This is a genomic window from Vibrio hepatarius, from assembly GCF_043642085.1.
Lineage (GTDB): Bacteria > Pseudomonadota > Gammaproteobacteria > Enterobacterales > Vibrionaceae > Vibrio > Vibrio hepatarius_C.
On record NZ_JBHZSA010000004.1, the window covers coordinates 339,364 to 355,764 of the forward strand.

Annotated in this window: 14 protein-coding genes; 11 read left to right on the plus strand and 3 right to left on the minus strand. The window is 45.6% G+C overall.

The window, feature by feature from the left end:
• Positions 1-334 precede the first annotated feature (334 nt).
• From ACHUFZ_RS10835 to ACHUFZ_RS10845, 3 genes are read left to right on the plus strand one after another with little or no spacing between them, the layout of a single operon-like run.
• Entirely contained in the window at positions 335-562 is a 228-nt protein-coding gene (locus ACHUFZ_RS10835) for a FeoA family protein (protein WP_004413294.1), read from the plus strand.
• Positions 562-2,838, plus strand: a complete 2,277-nt coding sequence (gene feoB, locus ACHUFZ_RS10840; RefSeq protein ID WP_394127178.1) for a Fe(2+) transporter permease subunit FeoB — start codon at positions 562-564, stop codon at positions 2,836-2,838. Before ACHUFZ_RS10835 ends, feoB begins: the two co-directional genes overlap by 1 nt.
• A complete protein-coding gene (locus ACHUFZ_RS10845) occupies positions 2,835-3,065 on the plus strand; it encodes a FeoC-like transcriptional regulator (RefSeq protein ID WP_394127179.1) in 231 nt (76 codons plus the stop codon). Before feoB ends, ACHUFZ_RS10845 begins: the two co-directional genes overlap by 4 nt.
• Before the next feature lie 97 nt (positions 3,066-3,162).
• Here ACHUFZ_RS10845 and ACHUFZ_RS10850 read toward each other — a convergent pair whose 3' ends face one another.
• Together ACHUFZ_RS10850 and argS are read right to left on the minus strand one after the other, a co-directional pair.
• Positions 3,163-3,591 carry an HIT family protein gene (locus ACHUFZ_RS10850; protein WP_394127180.1) on the minus strand — a complete coding sequence of 143 codons (429 nt, stop codon included), beginning with the start codon at positions 3,589-3,591 and terminating at the stop codon, positions 3,163-3,165.
• A gap of 106 nt (positions 3,592-3,697) precedes the next feature.
• Positions 3,698-5,431 carry an arginine--tRNA ligase gene (argS, locus tag ACHUFZ_RS10855; protein ID WP_394127181.1) on the minus strand — a complete coding sequence of 578 codons (1,734 nt, stop codon included), beginning with the start codon at positions 5,429-5,431 and terminating at the stop codon, positions 3,698-3,700.
• 245 nt (positions 5,432-5,676) lie between these two features.
• Between argS and ACHUFZ_RS10860 the strand changes: the two genes are divergently transcribed.
• A complete protein-coding gene (locus tag ACHUFZ_RS10860) occupies positions 5,677-6,276 on the plus strand; it encodes a VOC family protein (RefSeq protein ID WP_394127182.1) in 600 nt (199 codons plus the stop codon).
• Here ACHUFZ_RS10860 and ACHUFZ_RS10865 read toward each other — a convergent pair.
• Positions 6,268-9,042 (minus strand): insulinase family protein, encoded by a 2,775-nt coding sequence (locus ACHUFZ_RS10865; protein WP_394127183.1) that lies wholly within the window; start codon positions 9,040-9,042, stop codon positions 6,268-6,270. The genes ACHUFZ_RS10860 and ACHUFZ_RS10865 overlap by 9 nt on opposite strands.
• 299 nt (positions 9,043-9,341) lie before the next feature.
• On the opposite strand from ACHUFZ_RS10865, the gene sixA reads away from it, so the two are divergent.
• The 7 genes from sixA (at position 9,342) to ACHUFZ_RS10900 (ending at position 16,399) form a co-directional block, all read left to right on the plus strand.
• On the plus strand, positions 9,342-9,806 hold the full coding sequence (sixA, locus tag ACHUFZ_RS10870; protein WP_394127184.1) for a phosphohistidine phosphatase SixA: 465 nt from the start codon (positions 9,342-9,344) through the stop codon (positions 9,804-9,806).
• 192 nt (positions 9,807-9,998) lie between these two features.
• On the plus strand, positions 9,999-12,092 hold the full coding sequence (gene flhA / locus ACHUFZ_RS10875) for a flagellar biosynthesis protein FlhA (protein ID WP_394127185.1): 2,094 nt from the start codon (positions 9,999-10,001) through the stop codon (positions 12,090-12,092).
• A gap of 29 nt (positions 12,093-12,121) precedes the next feature.
• Positions 12,122-13,597 carry a flagellar biosynthesis protein FlhF gene (gene flhF, locus ACHUFZ_RS10880; protein ID WP_394127186.1) on the plus strand — a complete coding sequence of 492 codons (1,476 nt, stop codon included), beginning with the start codon at positions 12,122-12,124 and terminating at the stop codon, positions 13,595-13,597.
• Positions 13,598-13,610: 13 nt separating this feature from the next.
• Positions 13,611-14,498, plus strand: a complete 888-nt coding sequence (locus ACHUFZ_RS10885) for a MinD/ParA family protein (protein ID WP_394127187.1) — start codon at positions 13,611-13,613, stop codon at positions 14,496-14,498.
• Positions 14,491-15,225 carry an RNA polymerase sigma factor FliA gene (locus tag ACHUFZ_RS10890; RefSeq protein ID WP_053438411.1) on the plus strand — a complete coding sequence of 245 codons (735 nt, stop codon included), beginning with the start codon at positions 14,491-14,493 and terminating at the stop codon, positions 15,223-15,225. The genes ACHUFZ_RS10885 and ACHUFZ_RS10890 overlap by 8 nt, the downstream gene beginning before the upstream one ends.
• Positions 15,226-15,270: 45 nt before the next feature.
• Complete coding sequence (cheY, locus tag ACHUFZ_RS10895) at positions 15,271-15,639, plus strand: chemotaxis response regulator CheY (RefSeq protein ID WP_006879571.1); 369 nt, start codon at positions 15,271-15,273, stop codon at positions 15,637-15,639.
• 40 nt (positions 15,640-15,679) lie between these two features.
• Positions 15,680-16,399 (plus strand): protein phosphatase CheZ, encoded by a 720-nt coding sequence (locus ACHUFZ_RS10900; RefSeq protein ID WP_053438412.1) that lies wholly within the window; start codon positions 15,680-15,682, stop codon positions 16,397-16,399.
• Positions 16,400-16,401: the final 2 nt, after the last annotated feature.

Here is a 16,401-nt window from a genome sequence, read left to right on the forward strand (position 1 = left end):
TTAGGGTGTTCCCTGTCGACGTGAATAACTATAACGGTGGTGACTTATTTTACTTATAAAATTAACGCCAGATTAGCATAAGAAAAGCGACATGTTTTTAAGCCGTTGTATTTTAAGGGTTTAGTGTCTCGTTTTGTCTCGTTAAGAGATATCCCCATATTATTTATGTCGGATTCATCATTGCTTTTAACGTAATTAACGAGGGTTGTTTTTACGTTTTTCACTATCGAATTATTGCAAACATTGATTTCAGACAAGATCTGCAACATATATCAGAGCTAGTATTGCGATTGTTAATAGAAATCCTTCTCATTTAAATATTTTGGCCTACCTTATGAAACTGTCACAATTACAACAAGGGCAAAAAGCAACCATTACGAGCTTTACTGAACTTTCCAATGACGTAAGAAAAAAACTGATGGTTATGGGGTTACTCCCTCAGACACCGGTAAAACTTATCCGCAAAGCCCCAATGGGTGACCCGCTGCAAGTAGAAGTACGTGGAGTATCCTTAGCTGTTCGCGTCAACATTGCTGATGCTATTCAAGTAGAGGTGAACTAATGGAATACAAGATTCTTACCGTTGGTAACCCTAATAGTGGTAAAACAACCCTTTTTAATGGCTTAACGGGCGCCAAGCAGCAGGTAGGTAACTGGGCCGGTGTTACCGTTGAGAAAAAAACAGGTAAATACACCCATTCTAGCGACGACTTTTTACTGACCGATTTACCTGGTATCTACGCTTTGGACAGTGGTAACGATGGCAACAGTATCGATGAATCAATCGCATCTCGCGCTGTTTTAACACACCCAGCAGACCTGATTATTAACGTTGTCGATGCAACGTGCTTAGAACGTAGCCTATATATGACGCTTCAATTGCGTGAACTAGGCCGCCCAATGGTAGTGGTTCTAAATAAGATGGACGCGTTGAAGCGTGAACGACAAACGATCGATCTTAAAGCATTAGAGAAGGTGTTGGGTTGTCCTGTATTTGCGATTTCGGCCAACAATAAATCGCAAGTTTATGCCTTCAAAGACCGTTTGCACAAAGCCTTGGTACAAGGTGTTGCTCTCAACGAAATGCGTCTGAATTATGGTGATGAGTTTGAGCAAGCGATCAGCCAGCTTGAGCCTATCTTTACTCATCAATCGGAAGTCGCTGAACGTGCTCTAGCGATCCGCGCGCTAGAAAATGATCTCTTGGTTTTGAACGCCCTAGCGCAACCTGAACGCTCAACAGTACGCGCTCAGCAGCAGTCGGTTGGTTTAGACATCGACTTATTAGTAGCTGACGTGAAGTACACCTTCTTACACGAGCAATGTAAGAAGATACGTCGTACTGAAGGAAAGCTAAGCCATAGTTTTACTGAGAAGGTCGATAGCGTCATCCTAAACAAGTGGGTTGGCGTGCCGTTCTTCTTTGTCGTGATGTATCTAATGTTTATGTTCTCAATAAACATTGGTAGCGCGTTTATCGACTTTTTCGATATTGGTGTAGGGGCCCTGCTGGTGGATGGCGGTCATTATCTATTAGATGATCACTTACCAGTATGGCTGGTTACTCTGCTTGCTGATGGTGTCGGCGGTGGTATCCAAACGGTGGCGACCTTTATCCCTGTTATCGCTTGTCTGTACCTGTTCCTAGCGGTTCTGGAAAGCTCGGGTTATATGTCTCGTGCAGCGTTTGTACTTGATAAAGTGATGCAAAAGATCGGCTTGCCAGGTAAAGCATTTGTACCATTAGTTCTTGGTTTTGGTTGTAACGTTCCTTCAATCATGGCAACTCGCACGTTAGACCAAGAGCGTGAGCGTAAACTGGCTGCATCAATGGCGCCATTTATGTCTTGCGGTGCGCGCCTACCTGTTTATGCCTTGTTTGCAGCAGCATTCTTCCCTCAAAGCGGACAAAACGTTGTTTTTGCTCTTTACCTACTAGGTATCGTAGCAGCTGTTTTCACTGGGCTAGTTCTGAAAAATACCTTATACCCAGGTTCTAGCGACAGCCTAGTGATGGAAATGCCAGATTACGAATTGCCAACTATGCGCAATGTGGTCATCAAGACATGGCAAAAACTCAAGCGCTTTGTGTTGGGCGCAGGTAAAACGATTGTCGTGGTCGTAACTATTCTTAGCTTCTTAAATTCAGTCGGTACTGATGGCTCATTTGGTAACGAAGACAGTGAAAACTCAGTGCTTTCAAAAGCATCGCAAGTGGTTACACCAATCTTCGCGCCTATCGGTATTCAAGAAGATAACTGGCCTGCAACGGTTGGTATCATCACAGGTATCTTTGCTAAAGAAGCGGTTGTTGGTACGTTAAACAGTCTTTATGCTCCGAGTGACGAAGATGCGGGTGAATTCGATCTAATAGCGAGTCTTGAAGAAGCAGTCATGTCTATTCCTGACAACCTTGCAGCTCTTAGCTATTCTGATCCACTAGGTATTGAAGTGGGCGATCTAACAGATAGCCAAGCCGTTGCTGATGAGCAAGAAGTTGATGCTTCGATCTTCGGTAACCTGAAAGGTTACTTCGCATCAAGCAATGCGGCATTTGCATACCTAATCTTCATTCTGCTTTACACACCTTGTGTTGCGGCTATGGGTGCTTATGTTCGTGAATTTGGCCAAAAGTACGCTCGCTTTATCGCGGTTTGGACCATGGGTCTTGCATATGGCGGCGCAACTCTATATTACCAAGCGTCGCATTTTGCTGACCACCCAGCTTCTAGTGCGGCTTGGATTGGCGGCATCATTGCAGTCAGTGTTGTGACTTACCGCTTGCTAAAAGCCGTGGGTAATAAGCAGAGTAAAGAATTAGAGGCGCAACTAGCATGATTCTTAGTCAGCTAAAACAGTGCATTGATGCTCAAGGTAGCGTATCAAGAAAAGAGCTCGCCAAGCAGTTTCACCTTAGTGAAGATGGCGTCGATGCAATGCTGTCGGTGTGGATTAAAAAAGGATTGGTGTCGCGATTAGTCGACACTAATCAAGCCAAGCATGTTACTCGTGTCCGTTACGCCAAGGTTGAAAGTAATTCGCTTGCCATGACAGTCACCATGTAGTGAAAACGTTTAAAGCCGCTCTTGTTAAGAGCGGCTTTTTTTATATTTGTTTCAGAAGATGTTCCGGATGTTCTTTTAGGAGGTAAGCGTTACAAACTTAAGCACGCGTGAATAGCTTACTCAGTGACAGTACGTTACCAATGCGAGTGAGTAGTGCTGCTTGCTCTTCTTCTGAGCGGAACTCACCCTTGGTATTGCCCCATACTGGACCTGGCCAAGCGACATCATCTTGGAAGCGAGCGATATGGTGAATATGAAGCTGTGGGACCATATTGCCCAGAGCGCCAAGGTTAAGCTTATCTGGCTGGAACGTCGCTTCTAGTGCTTGGCTTACCGCTTGAGACTCTAACAAGAATTGTTGTTGCTCTTGCATCGGCAAATGATGCAGCTCTTTTAGATTGGTGCGCTTAGGGACTAAGATAACCCAAGGCACTGCATTGTCTTTGTGCAGCAGTGCAACACACAGAGGGAAGTGGCCGATGATAGAGGTATCTTTTGCCAATTGAGGGTGCAGTTCAAAACTCATTATCGTTTTCCATTTTGCATTGAATGGGGTCAGTATACGCCAGATAAAACAAAAGGTTGACGCTTTCACGCCAACCTTTCTGATTATCTTAAAGCTTGATGCTTTGTTACATGCGCTCTAGCGTTTCGATACCTAGTAGCGATAGACCTTGCTTAATTGTCTTCGCAGTAAGTGCTGCCAGTTTCAGACGGCTCTGCTTCACTGATTCATCTTCAGTGTTAAGAATCGGGCACGCTTCGTAGAAGCTTGAGAACTGACCTGCTAGTTCGAATAGGTAGCTACACATGATGTGTGGTTGACCTTCACGAGCAACAGATTGAACCGCTTCTTCAAATTGTAGCAGTTTAGCAATCAGCGCTTTCTCTTTCTCTTCAGTCACTTTGATTTCGCCTGCTAGGTTATCCATAGGGATACCCGCTTTAGCGAAGATAGAAGATACACGAGTGTAAGCGTACTGCATGTAAGGCGCTGTGTTGCCTTCAAACGCAAGCATGTTGTCCCAGTCAAACACGTAGTCTGTTGTACGGTGCTTAGAAAGGTCAGCGTACTTAACCGCAGCCATTGCAACTGTGTTAGCAATGTTGCTCTTCTCTTCTGCGTCTAGGCTTGGGTTTTTAGACTCAATCAGTTTGATTGCGCGCTCTTCCGCTTCATCTAGTAGATCAGCAAGACGAACTGTACCACCGGCACGAGTCTTAAATGGACGACCATCTTTACCTAGCATCATGCCGAACGCGTGGTGCTCTAGTGATACTTCTTCTGGCACATAACCCGCTTTTCGAACGATAGTCCAAGCTTGCATTAGGTGCTGATGTTGACGTGAGTCGATGAAGTAAAGAACGCGGTCTGCGCCTAGTGTTTCGTAACGGTACTTAGCACAAGCGATATCCGTTGTCGTGTATAGGAAACCACCATCACGTTTTTGGATGATAACACCCATCGCTTCGCCATCTTTGTTTTTGTACTCTTCTAGGAATACAACTTGAGCGCCGTCATCTTCTTGTGCTAGACCTTGTTGTTTAAGGTCAGCAACAATGCCAGGTAGCATGTCGTTGTACATGCTCTCACCCATAACGTCATCACGAGTAAGAGAAACGTTTAGGCGGTCGTAGTTACGTTGGTTTTGAACCATAGTAACGTCAACAAGCTTCTTCCACATCTCTGCACAGTACTCGTCGCCGCTTTGTAGTTTAACTACGTAGTTACGTGCGCGAGCTGCAAATTCTTCGTCTTCGTCGTATAGCTTTTTAGACTCACGGTAGAAGGTTTCTAAGTCAGACAGTTCCATAGAAACTTCGCCAGACTCTTTTTGTACGCGCTCTAGGTTAGCGATAAGCATGCCGAACTGAGTACCCCAGTCACCGATGTGGTTAGCACGAATCACTTTGTGACCTAGGAATTCAAGAGTACGAACAACCGCATCACCGATGATGGTTGAACGTAGGTGGCCTACGTGCATTTCTTTAGCAACGTTTGGTGCTGAGTAGTCAGCAACGATGGTCTTTTGCTCTTCAGCAGCAACGCTTAAGCGCGCATCTGCTAGGGCTACTTCAGCCTGCTTCGCTAGGAACTCTTCGCTAAGGAAAATGTTGATAAAACCAGGGCCTGCGATTTCAGTTTTGCTAGCGATACCGTCAAGATCCAGAACATCCAATACTTTCTGTGCAAATTCGCGTGGGTTAGTACCTAATTTTTTTGCTACGCCCATTACGCCGTTTGCTTGGTAATCACCAAACTGAGGTTTTGCAGATTGACGAACGGCTGCAGGGCTGCCTGCAGGTGCGCCAGCGGCTTCAAGAGCCTGAGATACTTTGTCGTTAATAAGTGCTTGGATATTCACACGCGCTTCCTTCAATTCTGGGAATTGGTTAGCTATGCATTCCGAGTTAATCAGGGGCTAAAAGCCTTTATCCTGAATAATATCCACCAAGTGGAATGAATGCATATCTCGATCTAGTTCATAAATTTGGCGCACATAATACCAACTTTATTGCTCCGCTTATAGGGAGTGAACTGGGAAATTTTCTACTTTTCCTGACGATCTTGTTAGTATTGGGGAAAAATCAACGCATTGGGTACGAAAAAATGTCACAACCGCTGTTCAACGCTGAATTAATGCCAGCTCAGATGAAAGCAAACCTTGATGAATTTATGCATAAAATTCAATATTTAAGCGATACTTTGCATATTAATCTCAAGCCATTTCAGGCTGATCATATCGCTTTGCGCATCAATGATGCTGAACTGGCGAAATTAGCGCATCAAGAGTGGCAAAAAGAAGGGCAGGTCATTTCGAATGCTCAAATTAATGGTCGTCCGATCATCGTTATCCTATTTGAGCAAGCTTTGTGTAGCCATGGCTGGGATATTGAGTGCTTGGAGCTGCCTTACCCAGCACCCGGAAAAATCTACCCAGAGCAGAACTGGGAGCATGTCGAGTTTGTTGTGCCATCTGACGCGCATTCGGCAGATGACTACTTAGCTGATATCAAACAGCAATTTCCGGCACTGGCACAAAATTGGGATGCACTGCTTGAGAAAGGGGTCAAAGTAAAACTGTCGAGTCCAAAAGGGGAAGGGGAACGACTGAATAACCCGACTGTTGCATTCAAACATAAAGGGGTGTGCATTAAGCTTCACCCCCATCCATTAAAAGCAATTGTAGAATCAGAGCAATCAGCCTAATTCAATATCTTTAGGTCTGAGTTGGAACTCTTCGATTGAGCCAATCTCCTGACCTAAACTGAGAGCTTCCGACTCATGGTGTGCATTGCCCTGAGTGTGCATGATGAGTCGGTTTGCAGTTCTCGGTTTAAGCTCGTTAACAATGAATCGAATCATATCGGTTCGAGTTAATGTCTTGAGCTCCTCAAGCACCACTTCTTTTTGATTAAATTCGAGATCTTTATTGCCTATCGCAACCCAAAGTCGTTGAGCTCGGCCACGTAAAGTCGTGTCCGGTGTAGCGATTTGGTTCCATAGCCCTCGTTTACTGCTATGCCATTGATATTCATTAAGCTCAAGCAGCACCATATAGAAGGCATTGAGGAACTCATCAATGGATTGGATTAGCTCAATAGGTGCCGCATTCGGCGATTGTACGTACAGAGCAATGCCCGGATGGCGATTGAGGGGTAAGTTACCGGTCCCAACCATATAACCAAGCTGTTGTTTGGTGCGGATCTCATGGAAGAAAGTCGCTGACATCAAATGATTAGCCAGTGAGTAAAGGGCAATACTCCTTGGGCTGGTATCGTCACACTGGTAGTAAAGGACGGTTGCTGAGTCCTCTTGATCGCAAAAGACTTCACGCTGGAATGAACCATTTTTGCCCAACATGACCAGTGGTCGCAGTGCCTCTTCATATTGCTGATCTTGAACTCTTAACGCATCTTTAAGTGTATTACCTAATGCCAGTGCGTCAGATTGGGTCCAATCACCATAGACAAACATCTCAACATGCAGCTCGGCCAAAATAGCATCGACAAAGGCTTCTAACTCAGAGACTTCAATCTCTTCTAGTGCTTCTAAGAGTGCGGAGTAGGGTGGGTTATTGGGTTGCAATATACCGGTAAGCGCATTAAAGAGCTGAGAAATAGGGCGATCTTGCGCTGAGTTGCGCCAATTTCTTAACAGTTGTTGTTTGATGGTTTCAAAGCGTTGCTGACTAAAGTCGCGCTTAGCAAAGCGGCTTAAGATGAGTTTCATCAGCTCAGGTTGCTTTTGACTAAAGCCAGAGATAGTTAATGTAACGCCGCCTTGATGGGCGTACATGTTGTAGCCCATGCCCGCAATCTCGGCTTGATACGTTTCAGCCGCCAGACTGTCGAGGAACATTTCCACACACAGGCGAGTTTTAACGATGTTACGCGGGTTAGCCACGGCATGTGGGCTATCAATCGCGACGTAGACGACGCCTTTCGGAACACGAAATTCTTCATCTTGTAGGTGCCACAGCTTAAACCCTGGTAGTTCTTCAAGCACCTGCGGGTTTAACTGCTGAGACTCTAGCTGTTTAGGATCAAGGTCATAACAGATAAATGGGTTCTTCTCCGGCAACTCGAATGACACTGCACTTGGCTCAAGGAAGTACGCTTTTTGTTCTTGGGTAAACGTGGTGACTGAATATGGGGTGAAGTACCACTTAGCCTTTTCTGTATATTCGTAGCCATGTGCAATGAGAGTTGTGCGCAGGTTATCGGGCACCAAATAATCCATCAGCGATTTGAGCTGAGATTCGTCATAGTGATTCATCATAAAATCACCGTAGATGGTGTCTTCAGCTTGGTAATGCTGCATGTTGACCACAAGGTGGCTGACTAAATCGAGTGGACGAGTCGGCTCTTGAAAACGAAACGCGGATTCCAATACTGCTTGTTTTTCGCGGTAACGCCACTCATCAAACCCTTCACGCTTGATTAAATTAAGGTAGCTAAATACCGCTTGGGTAATATCGTCGATGTGCTCTAGGCCCGTCGGAGTCAATGCGCAGCTTACGGTAAACTCACGATAGTTACTGGCGCTCGTGCCACCACCAGCAGACAAAGACGTGATCCACCCCTTGTCCTTGAGAGTGATCATTAAGCTGCCATCTCCTTCATAACCAAGTAAATGGGCGAAGTATGAAAGCGGCTTAGACTGATAAAACTCATCCATCCCGGGCATCGGAAATGCGAGGATTAGTTTGCGAATCTCTTTGACGGGTTCCACATTGACCAAGACGCCGGTTGAGTGCTCATCGCAATAGGCAACATCAATCGACTTACTAGCCAGCTGGTGGTTTGGTATCGCAGAAAACTTCTCGTGACACCAAGCTTCAAGCTCATCGAGCGTTTGAGGACCAGCGATAGAAAGGGTCATTAGATCTGCTGAGTATTGCTGGTAATGGAAATCGACAATTTCATCACGGATGCTTTTTCCGTCGCGATCGCCAAGTGTCTCAAGATTACCGACAGAAAACTTACTGAAAGGGTGGGCTGGATTGATCAGCTCTTTGTGGACTTGGTAGAGGCGCCTAGAATCGTCATTCAGCTTCAGTTTGTATTCAGATTCTACGGCTTGGCGTTCTTTATCTAGTGCTTCAGGATTAAAAAGTGGCGCGGTAAAAAATTGGCTGAAACGGTCTAGACTGGATTCGAAAGCATTGGGTGAAACATCAAAGAAGAAACAAGTGTGTTCTGTGCCGGTCCAAGCGTTGTTGCTGCCACCATGTTGACTGATATAGCTTTGAAACTCGCCCACTTTAGGGTATTTTTCCGTACCCAAAAATAGCATGTGCTCAAGATAATGAGCTAAACCTTCACGATCGGCCGGATCGTCAAAGTGGCCGACATTGACTGCCAATGCTGCCGCTGATTTTTGTGCTGTATCGTCGTGAATCAACAATACCCTAACACCGTTGGGGAGCGTCAAGTAACGGTATTGGTTAGTATCATTTGGGCTAATGTGCACGGTGCCATCTCCAGTCAGTTTGAGAACGCCTTATAGATAATAGAGTAATTATGACTCGGATATGGCTGACTGCAAACTATCTGTTTGAGAAATATGAGCAAAATGGTTTTGTGAGCAGGCTCGATGAGCTGCCAAGAGTGTTAAGAAAGTCAGAGTCTTTCGGAGCAAAGTTGATATAATTATTTATAGCTCAATAGATTTGATAGCCTCCCTCACGTGGTGTTCAAATCAAGAACTCAACAATTACAAGAACAACAATCCGCAATGAACTAACGGCGGGATAGTATTAGGAAGAAGCCATGAAAATTTTTATTATGCGTCATGGAGAAGCAGAGCATTATGCCTCAAGTGACGCAGAGCGAGAGCTAACTCAGCATGGCCGAAAAGCCTCGCTAGCTGTCGCACGAGCATGTGCAGGTAAAGGTTTCGCGCAGTTCGATAAAGTGTTAGTGAGCCCTTACATTCGTGCCCAGCAAACTTGGCAAGAGATCTCATCGCAATTCTCATCTGAGCAAGTGGAAACTTGTGATGATATTACCCCTTACGGTGACTCAGAACAGGTGGCTGACTATGTATCGGCGTTGGTCGACACTCACAACTACCAAAGCGTTTTGATTGTGTCGCATCTACCTTTGGTTGGTTATTTAACATCAGAGTTCGTAACTGACATGGTACCGCCAATGTTCCCAACATCCGGACTGATTTGTATCGAATACTCACTAGAGAAACTGTCGGGTGAAGTGCTCTTTAACATCCACCCATAAGCGCACCGAAAGCTCGCTTTTGTCCTAGCTAGCCTAGGATTGAGAGCGGGTGCTCACCTCCCAAGTCCAATAACGCTGTTCACACAGCGCGCAAACACCACTAGCCATAAAATTGACATACTTGATGGACTAGATATTGCATAGTTACGCCAAGTTGTTCTTTTTTCCGAAATTTACTGTAGCTACTCGACTATGAAGTTTTCTTTGCCGTTCGCGGACAAACTGCCTCCAATTCCTCAGCGTGCGATGCCTGCCATCGGTGCGCCAGTCATGGTTTTGGCTACGCTGGCCATGGTTATATTGCCAATTCCAGCATTCCTACTCGACCTTTTCTTCACCTTCAACATTGCTTTAGCGATGGTTGTGCTACTGGTGACGGTTTATACCCGTAGGCCACTAGACTTCGCGGCTTTCCCAACGGTTCTACTGATCGCGACACTATTGCGATTAGCTTTGAACGTGGCCTCGACTCGTGTCGTTCTACTTTATGGTCATGAAGGGTCGGGTGCGGCTGGTAGCGTGATTGAAGCGTTTGGTAGTGTCGTTATCGGCGGTAACTACGCCGTAGGTTTAGTGGTCTTCCTCATCTTGATGATCATTAACTTCATGGTTGTGACCAAAGGTGCGGGTCGTATTTCGGAGGTAAGTGCTCGCTTCACCCTAGATGCGTTACCAGGTAAACAGATGGCGATTGATGCAGACTTGAACGCTGGTCTGATCGATCAAGACCAAGCTAGAACGCGTCGACAAGAAGTGACCAAAGAAGCGGACTTCTATGGTTCGATGGACGGTGCGTCGAAGTTTGTTAAGGGTGATGCCATCGCCGGTATTTTGATCTTGTTTATCAACATCATTGGCGGCCTATCGATTGGTATGGCGCAATATGGTTTAGGTTTTAGTGAAGCGCTGCAGATTTATACTCTGTTAACCATTGGTGACGGCTTGGTCGCTCAGATTCCATCGCTACTATTGTCGATTGGCGCAGCAATCATGGTTACGCGTCAAAACACCGATGAAGACATGGGCAAAGAAGTTGTCTTCCAGATGTTTGACAACCCGAAAGCCTTGATGATCACCGCTGGGATTCTGTTTATCATGGGTATAGTGCCGGGTATGCCGCACTTTGCTTTTCTATTGTTGGCCTTCATTGCAGGTGGCGGTGCTTACTACATCTATCGCAAGCAGAAAAAAGAGGCTGAACAGCCAAACTTACCTGCGACCGCAGAACCTGAATCGGCAACGCCGAAAGAGCTCTCTTGGGATGACGTTCAACCCGTTGATATTGTGGGCTTAGAAGTCGGTTACCGCCTGATTCCATTGGTCGATCAAGCGCAAGGTGGCGAGTTACTTGAGCGAGTAAAAGGGGTACGTAAAAAGTTGTCACAGGACTTCGGTTTTCTTATTCCAGCGGTCCACATTAGAGATAACTTAGAACTGACACCAAACAGCTATCGCATTACGTTAATGGGCGTCGCGGTAGGTGAAGCTGAAATCAGGCCGGATATGGAACTCGCGATTAACCCGGGCCAAGTCTATGGAATGATTGAGGGCGAACCGACGATCGATCCCGCCTTTGGTCTTGAAGCGGTATGGATACGTGAAGAGCAGCGTGAACATGCGCAAGCATTAGGCTACACCGTCGTAGACTCGTCCACGGTACTGGCGACTCACCTCAGCCAGCTCTTGACTAACAACGCTTCGCAGCTCATTGGGCATGAAGAGGTGCAAAACCTACTTGAAATGCTCGGCCGCAGCACACCTAAGCTGGTGGAAAGTTTTGTACCGGACCAATTGCAGCTGGGTGTGGTGGTTAAAGTTCTCCAGAACCTGCTTAACGAAGCGGTGCCTATCCGTGATATCCGCACAATTGTTCAAACCTTGTCCGAGTACTCGAGTAAGAGTCAAGAACCTGACATATTAACAGCGGCTGTACGTATTTCACTCAAACGTTTAATTGTTCAGGAAATCAATGGGATAGAACCAGAGTTGCCGGTGATTACTCTTATTCCTGAGCTGGAACAAATATTGCATCAAACAATGCAGGCTTCTGGTGGAGAATCCGCGGGGATCGAGCCTGGATTAGCTGAGCGTTTACAATCATCTTTAAGTCAAGCGACACAAGAGCAAGAACTAAAAGGTGAACCGGCAGTGTTACTGACGTCGGGTGTACTACGCTCAACATTAGCGAAGTTTGTAAAGAATACGATTCCTTCACTACGCGTTCTCTCTTACCAAGAAATCCCGGACGAGAAACAGATTCGTATTGTTCAAGCGGTTGGGAACTAGCTTTAATACGTTGATATACGGTACCTAATTTGAAGATTAAACGATTTTTTGCCAAAGACATGCGCACAGCACTTCTCCAAGTCAAAGGAGAACTTGGTGATGACGCGGTTATCATGTCTAACAAGAAAGTGGCAGGAGGAGTCGAGATTGTCGCTGCAGTAGATGGCGAAGGCTCGAATGGCGCGGCGAAGAATTACAGTTCTAGCCCGCGACAAAATAATCCTCGACCAACACAGGCGAAGCCGCAAGCGTCTTCACCAAGCCGAGCGCTGGCGGAAGATAAAGTCAGTCTTCAGTCGCAGTCACGCCCTGATAGCTCAATGACCAAACGCTTTGCCAACATGTTTAAGCAATATGGCGGCGGTGATGGCAGCGAAAGCAAAGAAGAAACCAGTGCGGATACACTCGCTGCTTTGCTGAGTCGACAATCTGCAGCTCGACAAGATGGCCGTGAAGCCGTTCAGTTGAAAGAAGACTCACCACTTGCACGACTTATCGCGGAAGATCGTCGACTAGAGAGACCTGCTGCTAAACTTGATCCGACGCGCTATGAACGTTCTCGTTCGAATGAAGCGGCTGTTGCGAGTGAAGATCTCGAAGAAATGAAAGAAGAGATGACATCGATTCGCCGTCTCTTAGAACACCAAGTTTCTGGATTAATGTGGCAAGAAGTTGAGCGCAGAGAGCCACTTCGAGCGATGTTAATTAAACGCTTAGAGCGCATGGGTGTCTCGTCTGATTTAGCGGATCAGTTAGCTTGTTATATTCCGGAAGATACGGCGCCAACCAAAGCGTGGAAAGCACTGCTGGGTTTGGTTGCTGACCAAGTTCCGGTTTCACAGAAAGATATTTTAAAGCGTGGCGGTGTTGTTGCGCTTCTTGGGCCTACGGGAGTCGGTAAAACAACGACAATCGCCAAGCTAGCTGCTCGTGCGGCTATGGAGTACGGCTCAGATAATGTCGCGCTGGTTTCGACTGATACATATCGTATCGGCGCACATGAGCAACTTGCCATTTACGGACGTATTATGGGATGTCCAGTAAAAGTCGCTAAAGATTCCAACGAGTTAGCCGATGTAATATATCAGTTACGAAATCGTCGCCTAATTCTTGTTGATACAGCTGGTATGGGACAGCGTGACGTTAGACTGTCCGAACAGCTAGATACTTTGATGCAGGAAACCGGTGAAGTGATTCACAGCTATTTGGTTCTTCCGGCTACTGCGCAGCGCAAAGTATTGCAAGAGACCATCGACCACTTTAAACGCATCCCGCTTTCTGGATGCATTATGACAAAGCTTGATGAGTCTTTAAGTTTAGGAGAGTTCCTTAGCGTGGTAGTTCAAAATGCGCTACCCGTGACGTATATAGCGAACGGACAACGAGTCCCAGAAGATATTGTGATAGCGCAACCAAAATACATGGTCGCTAAGGCAAACGAATTACTTGAGAAGTCGACAGACGACGAACCTCACTACTGGAATAGTGAATCGGAAAGGTTCTAGGCGGCGGACGATTATGACAAAGAATATGATACAAGACCAAGCAAGCGGATTACGCCGCTTAACACAGCCTTCACTTACTAAGGTCATTACTGTGACTGGTGGTAAAGGTGGTGTTGGTAAATCTAATGTGACGTTAGGTATGGCTATCTCGATGGCGCGACAAGGCAAGAAAGTCATGGTACTTGATGCCGATTTAGGTCTCGCCAATGTTGATGTCATGCTAGGTATTCGACCTAAGCGTAACTTAGGCCACGTACTCGCAGGCGAATGTGATCTGAAAGATGCCATCGTTGAGGGGCCTCACGGCATTAAAATCATCCCGGCAACATCGGGTACGCAAGCAATGACCGAGCTGTCGCATGCTCAACATATCGGTTTAATTCGAGCTTTTGGAAGCTTAGAAGATGAAATGGATGTGTTACTAATCGATACAGCGGCTGGTATATCTGATATGGTAGTCAGCTTTTCTCGGGCGGCTCAAGATGTGGTTATTGTCGTTTGTGACGAGCCAACATCGATCACTGATGCATATGCTCTAATTAAGTTACTGAGCAAAGAACATCAGGTTCAGCGATTCAAAATCGTTGCAAATATGGTCAGAAGCTACCGAGAAGGCCGAGAATTGTTCGCAAAGTTGACCTTGGTCACAGAGCGATTCTTGAATGTGAGCCTAGAGCTCGTAGCATGTATTCCTTTGGATGATAAAGTAAGACAAGCAGTTAAAAAACAAAAGATTGTAGTTGATGCATTTCCAAGAGCACCTGCTGCATTAGCCATCGGATCTTTGGCAAGTAAAGCACTTACTTGGCCAATTCCTAAGACTCCGAGTGGACATCTTGAGTTTTTTGTCGAACGCTTACTTAATAGACCTGAGATTCTAGAGGAACCATTTGGTGAATAAGGCCTTGACCTATGACCAGTACGCTAACCAGAACAGTCAACGAGCATTTTTAGAAAAATACTCGGTGCTGGTGAAACGTATTGCTCATCATCTGCTTGGACGGTTACCTCCGAGTGTGCAGGTAGAAGATCTTATTCAGGCGGGAATGATTGGCCTGCTCGAAGCTCAAAAGAACTATGATGGTACTAAAGGAGCGAGTTTCGAAACTTACGCAGGGATTCGCATTCGAGGCGCAATGCTTGACGATATTCGTCGAGGAGACTGGGTTCCACGCTCAGTTCATAAACATAATCGTGAAGTTAGCCAAGTTATTGCCATACTTGAAGGTGAGTTGAATCGAGATCCAACTGATGCAGAAGTTGCACAACGGATGGGAATCAGCCTAGAGCAGTATCATGTAATCCTGACGGATATTAACTGTTCTCGCTTAGTGGGAATAGAAGACTTGGGGATATCGGAAGACTCGATATCACCTGAGGATAGTGAAGACGATAATTTACCTTTTAAGGGAGTCGCTGATGAATATTTCCGTAAAGCATTGGTTGACTCAATAAAATCTCTTCCAGAGCGTGAAGCTCTAGTACTTTCGCTTTATTATGATGAAGAGTTAAACTTAAAAGAAATCGGCGAAGTAATTGGTGTTAGCGAGTCACGAGTTAGCCAAATATTAAGCCAATCTATGCAGCGTCTACGCACAAAGTTAAGTGCTTGGACAAATAATGAGTAAAAATCACTGATCTCAAATTCAGTGGAGGCAATTTTGAATAAAAACATGAAGATCCTTATTGTTGATGATTTCTCAACAATGCGCCGTATCGTTAAGAACCTACTTCGTGATTTGGGTTTCAACAATACCCAAGAAGCGGACGACGGCTTAACGGCGTTACCAATGCTTAAGAAGGGTGAGTTCGACTTTGTCGTGACAGATTGGAACATGCCTGGCATGCAAGGCATTGACTTGCTTAAGCATATTCGTGCCGATGACGAGCTTAAGCACTTACCAGTATTGATGATCACTGCAGAAGCAAAACGTGAGCAAATCATCGAAGCAGCACAAGCTGGTGTTAATGGTTACATTGTTAAGCCATTTACCGCTGCAACATTAAAAGAAAAATTAGACAAAATTTTTGAGCGTTTATAGTCAAGGTATTGACTAAAGGCGTGAAAGGCCAAAATTCAGAATGATTTCATTAGAACAGGCAAAGCAACTTGTCGAGCTGTTAGAAGAAGGTCAACAACAGGAAGCGGATATTCTTGTTAGAGACATATACGAAAACACCTCGAACCCAATGCTACAAGAAATTGGTGAATTGACACGTGACTTACATGAGTCAATTAAACATTTCAGCGTGGACGAGCGCATGAGTGAGATTGCCAATGACGAAATCCCTGACGCCAGGGATCGCCTCCAATACGTCATTGATAAGACAGAAGTTGCCGCGAACAAAACCATGGATGCGGTCGATCGTTGTATGCCTATTGCTGATAACCTACATGAAGGACTACTGCAAGTTCGCCCACAGTGGAATGAACTTATGCATGGCCGCATAGAGTTAGCTGATTTTAAAGCGCTTTGTTATCGAATCGATAACCTACTAAGTGAAGTTGAAGGGGATAGTACTGAGTTACGAGGTCAATTGACCGAAATTCTCATGGCCCAAGACTTCCAAGATTTAACAGGTCAAATCATTCGACGTGTTATCACTTTAGTGGATGAGGTTGAAGGTAGATTGGTTGAAATACTGACTGCCTTTAGTTCTGGACAGCTAGAAGAAAGCAAAAATAACAAGAGCAAAGCATCGACGGACCCGGAAGGTCCAATCCTTAACGCTCAAGATAGGGAAGATGCCGTTTCATCACAAGACGAAGTCGACGACTTACTCTCGAGTCTTGGGTTTTAGAG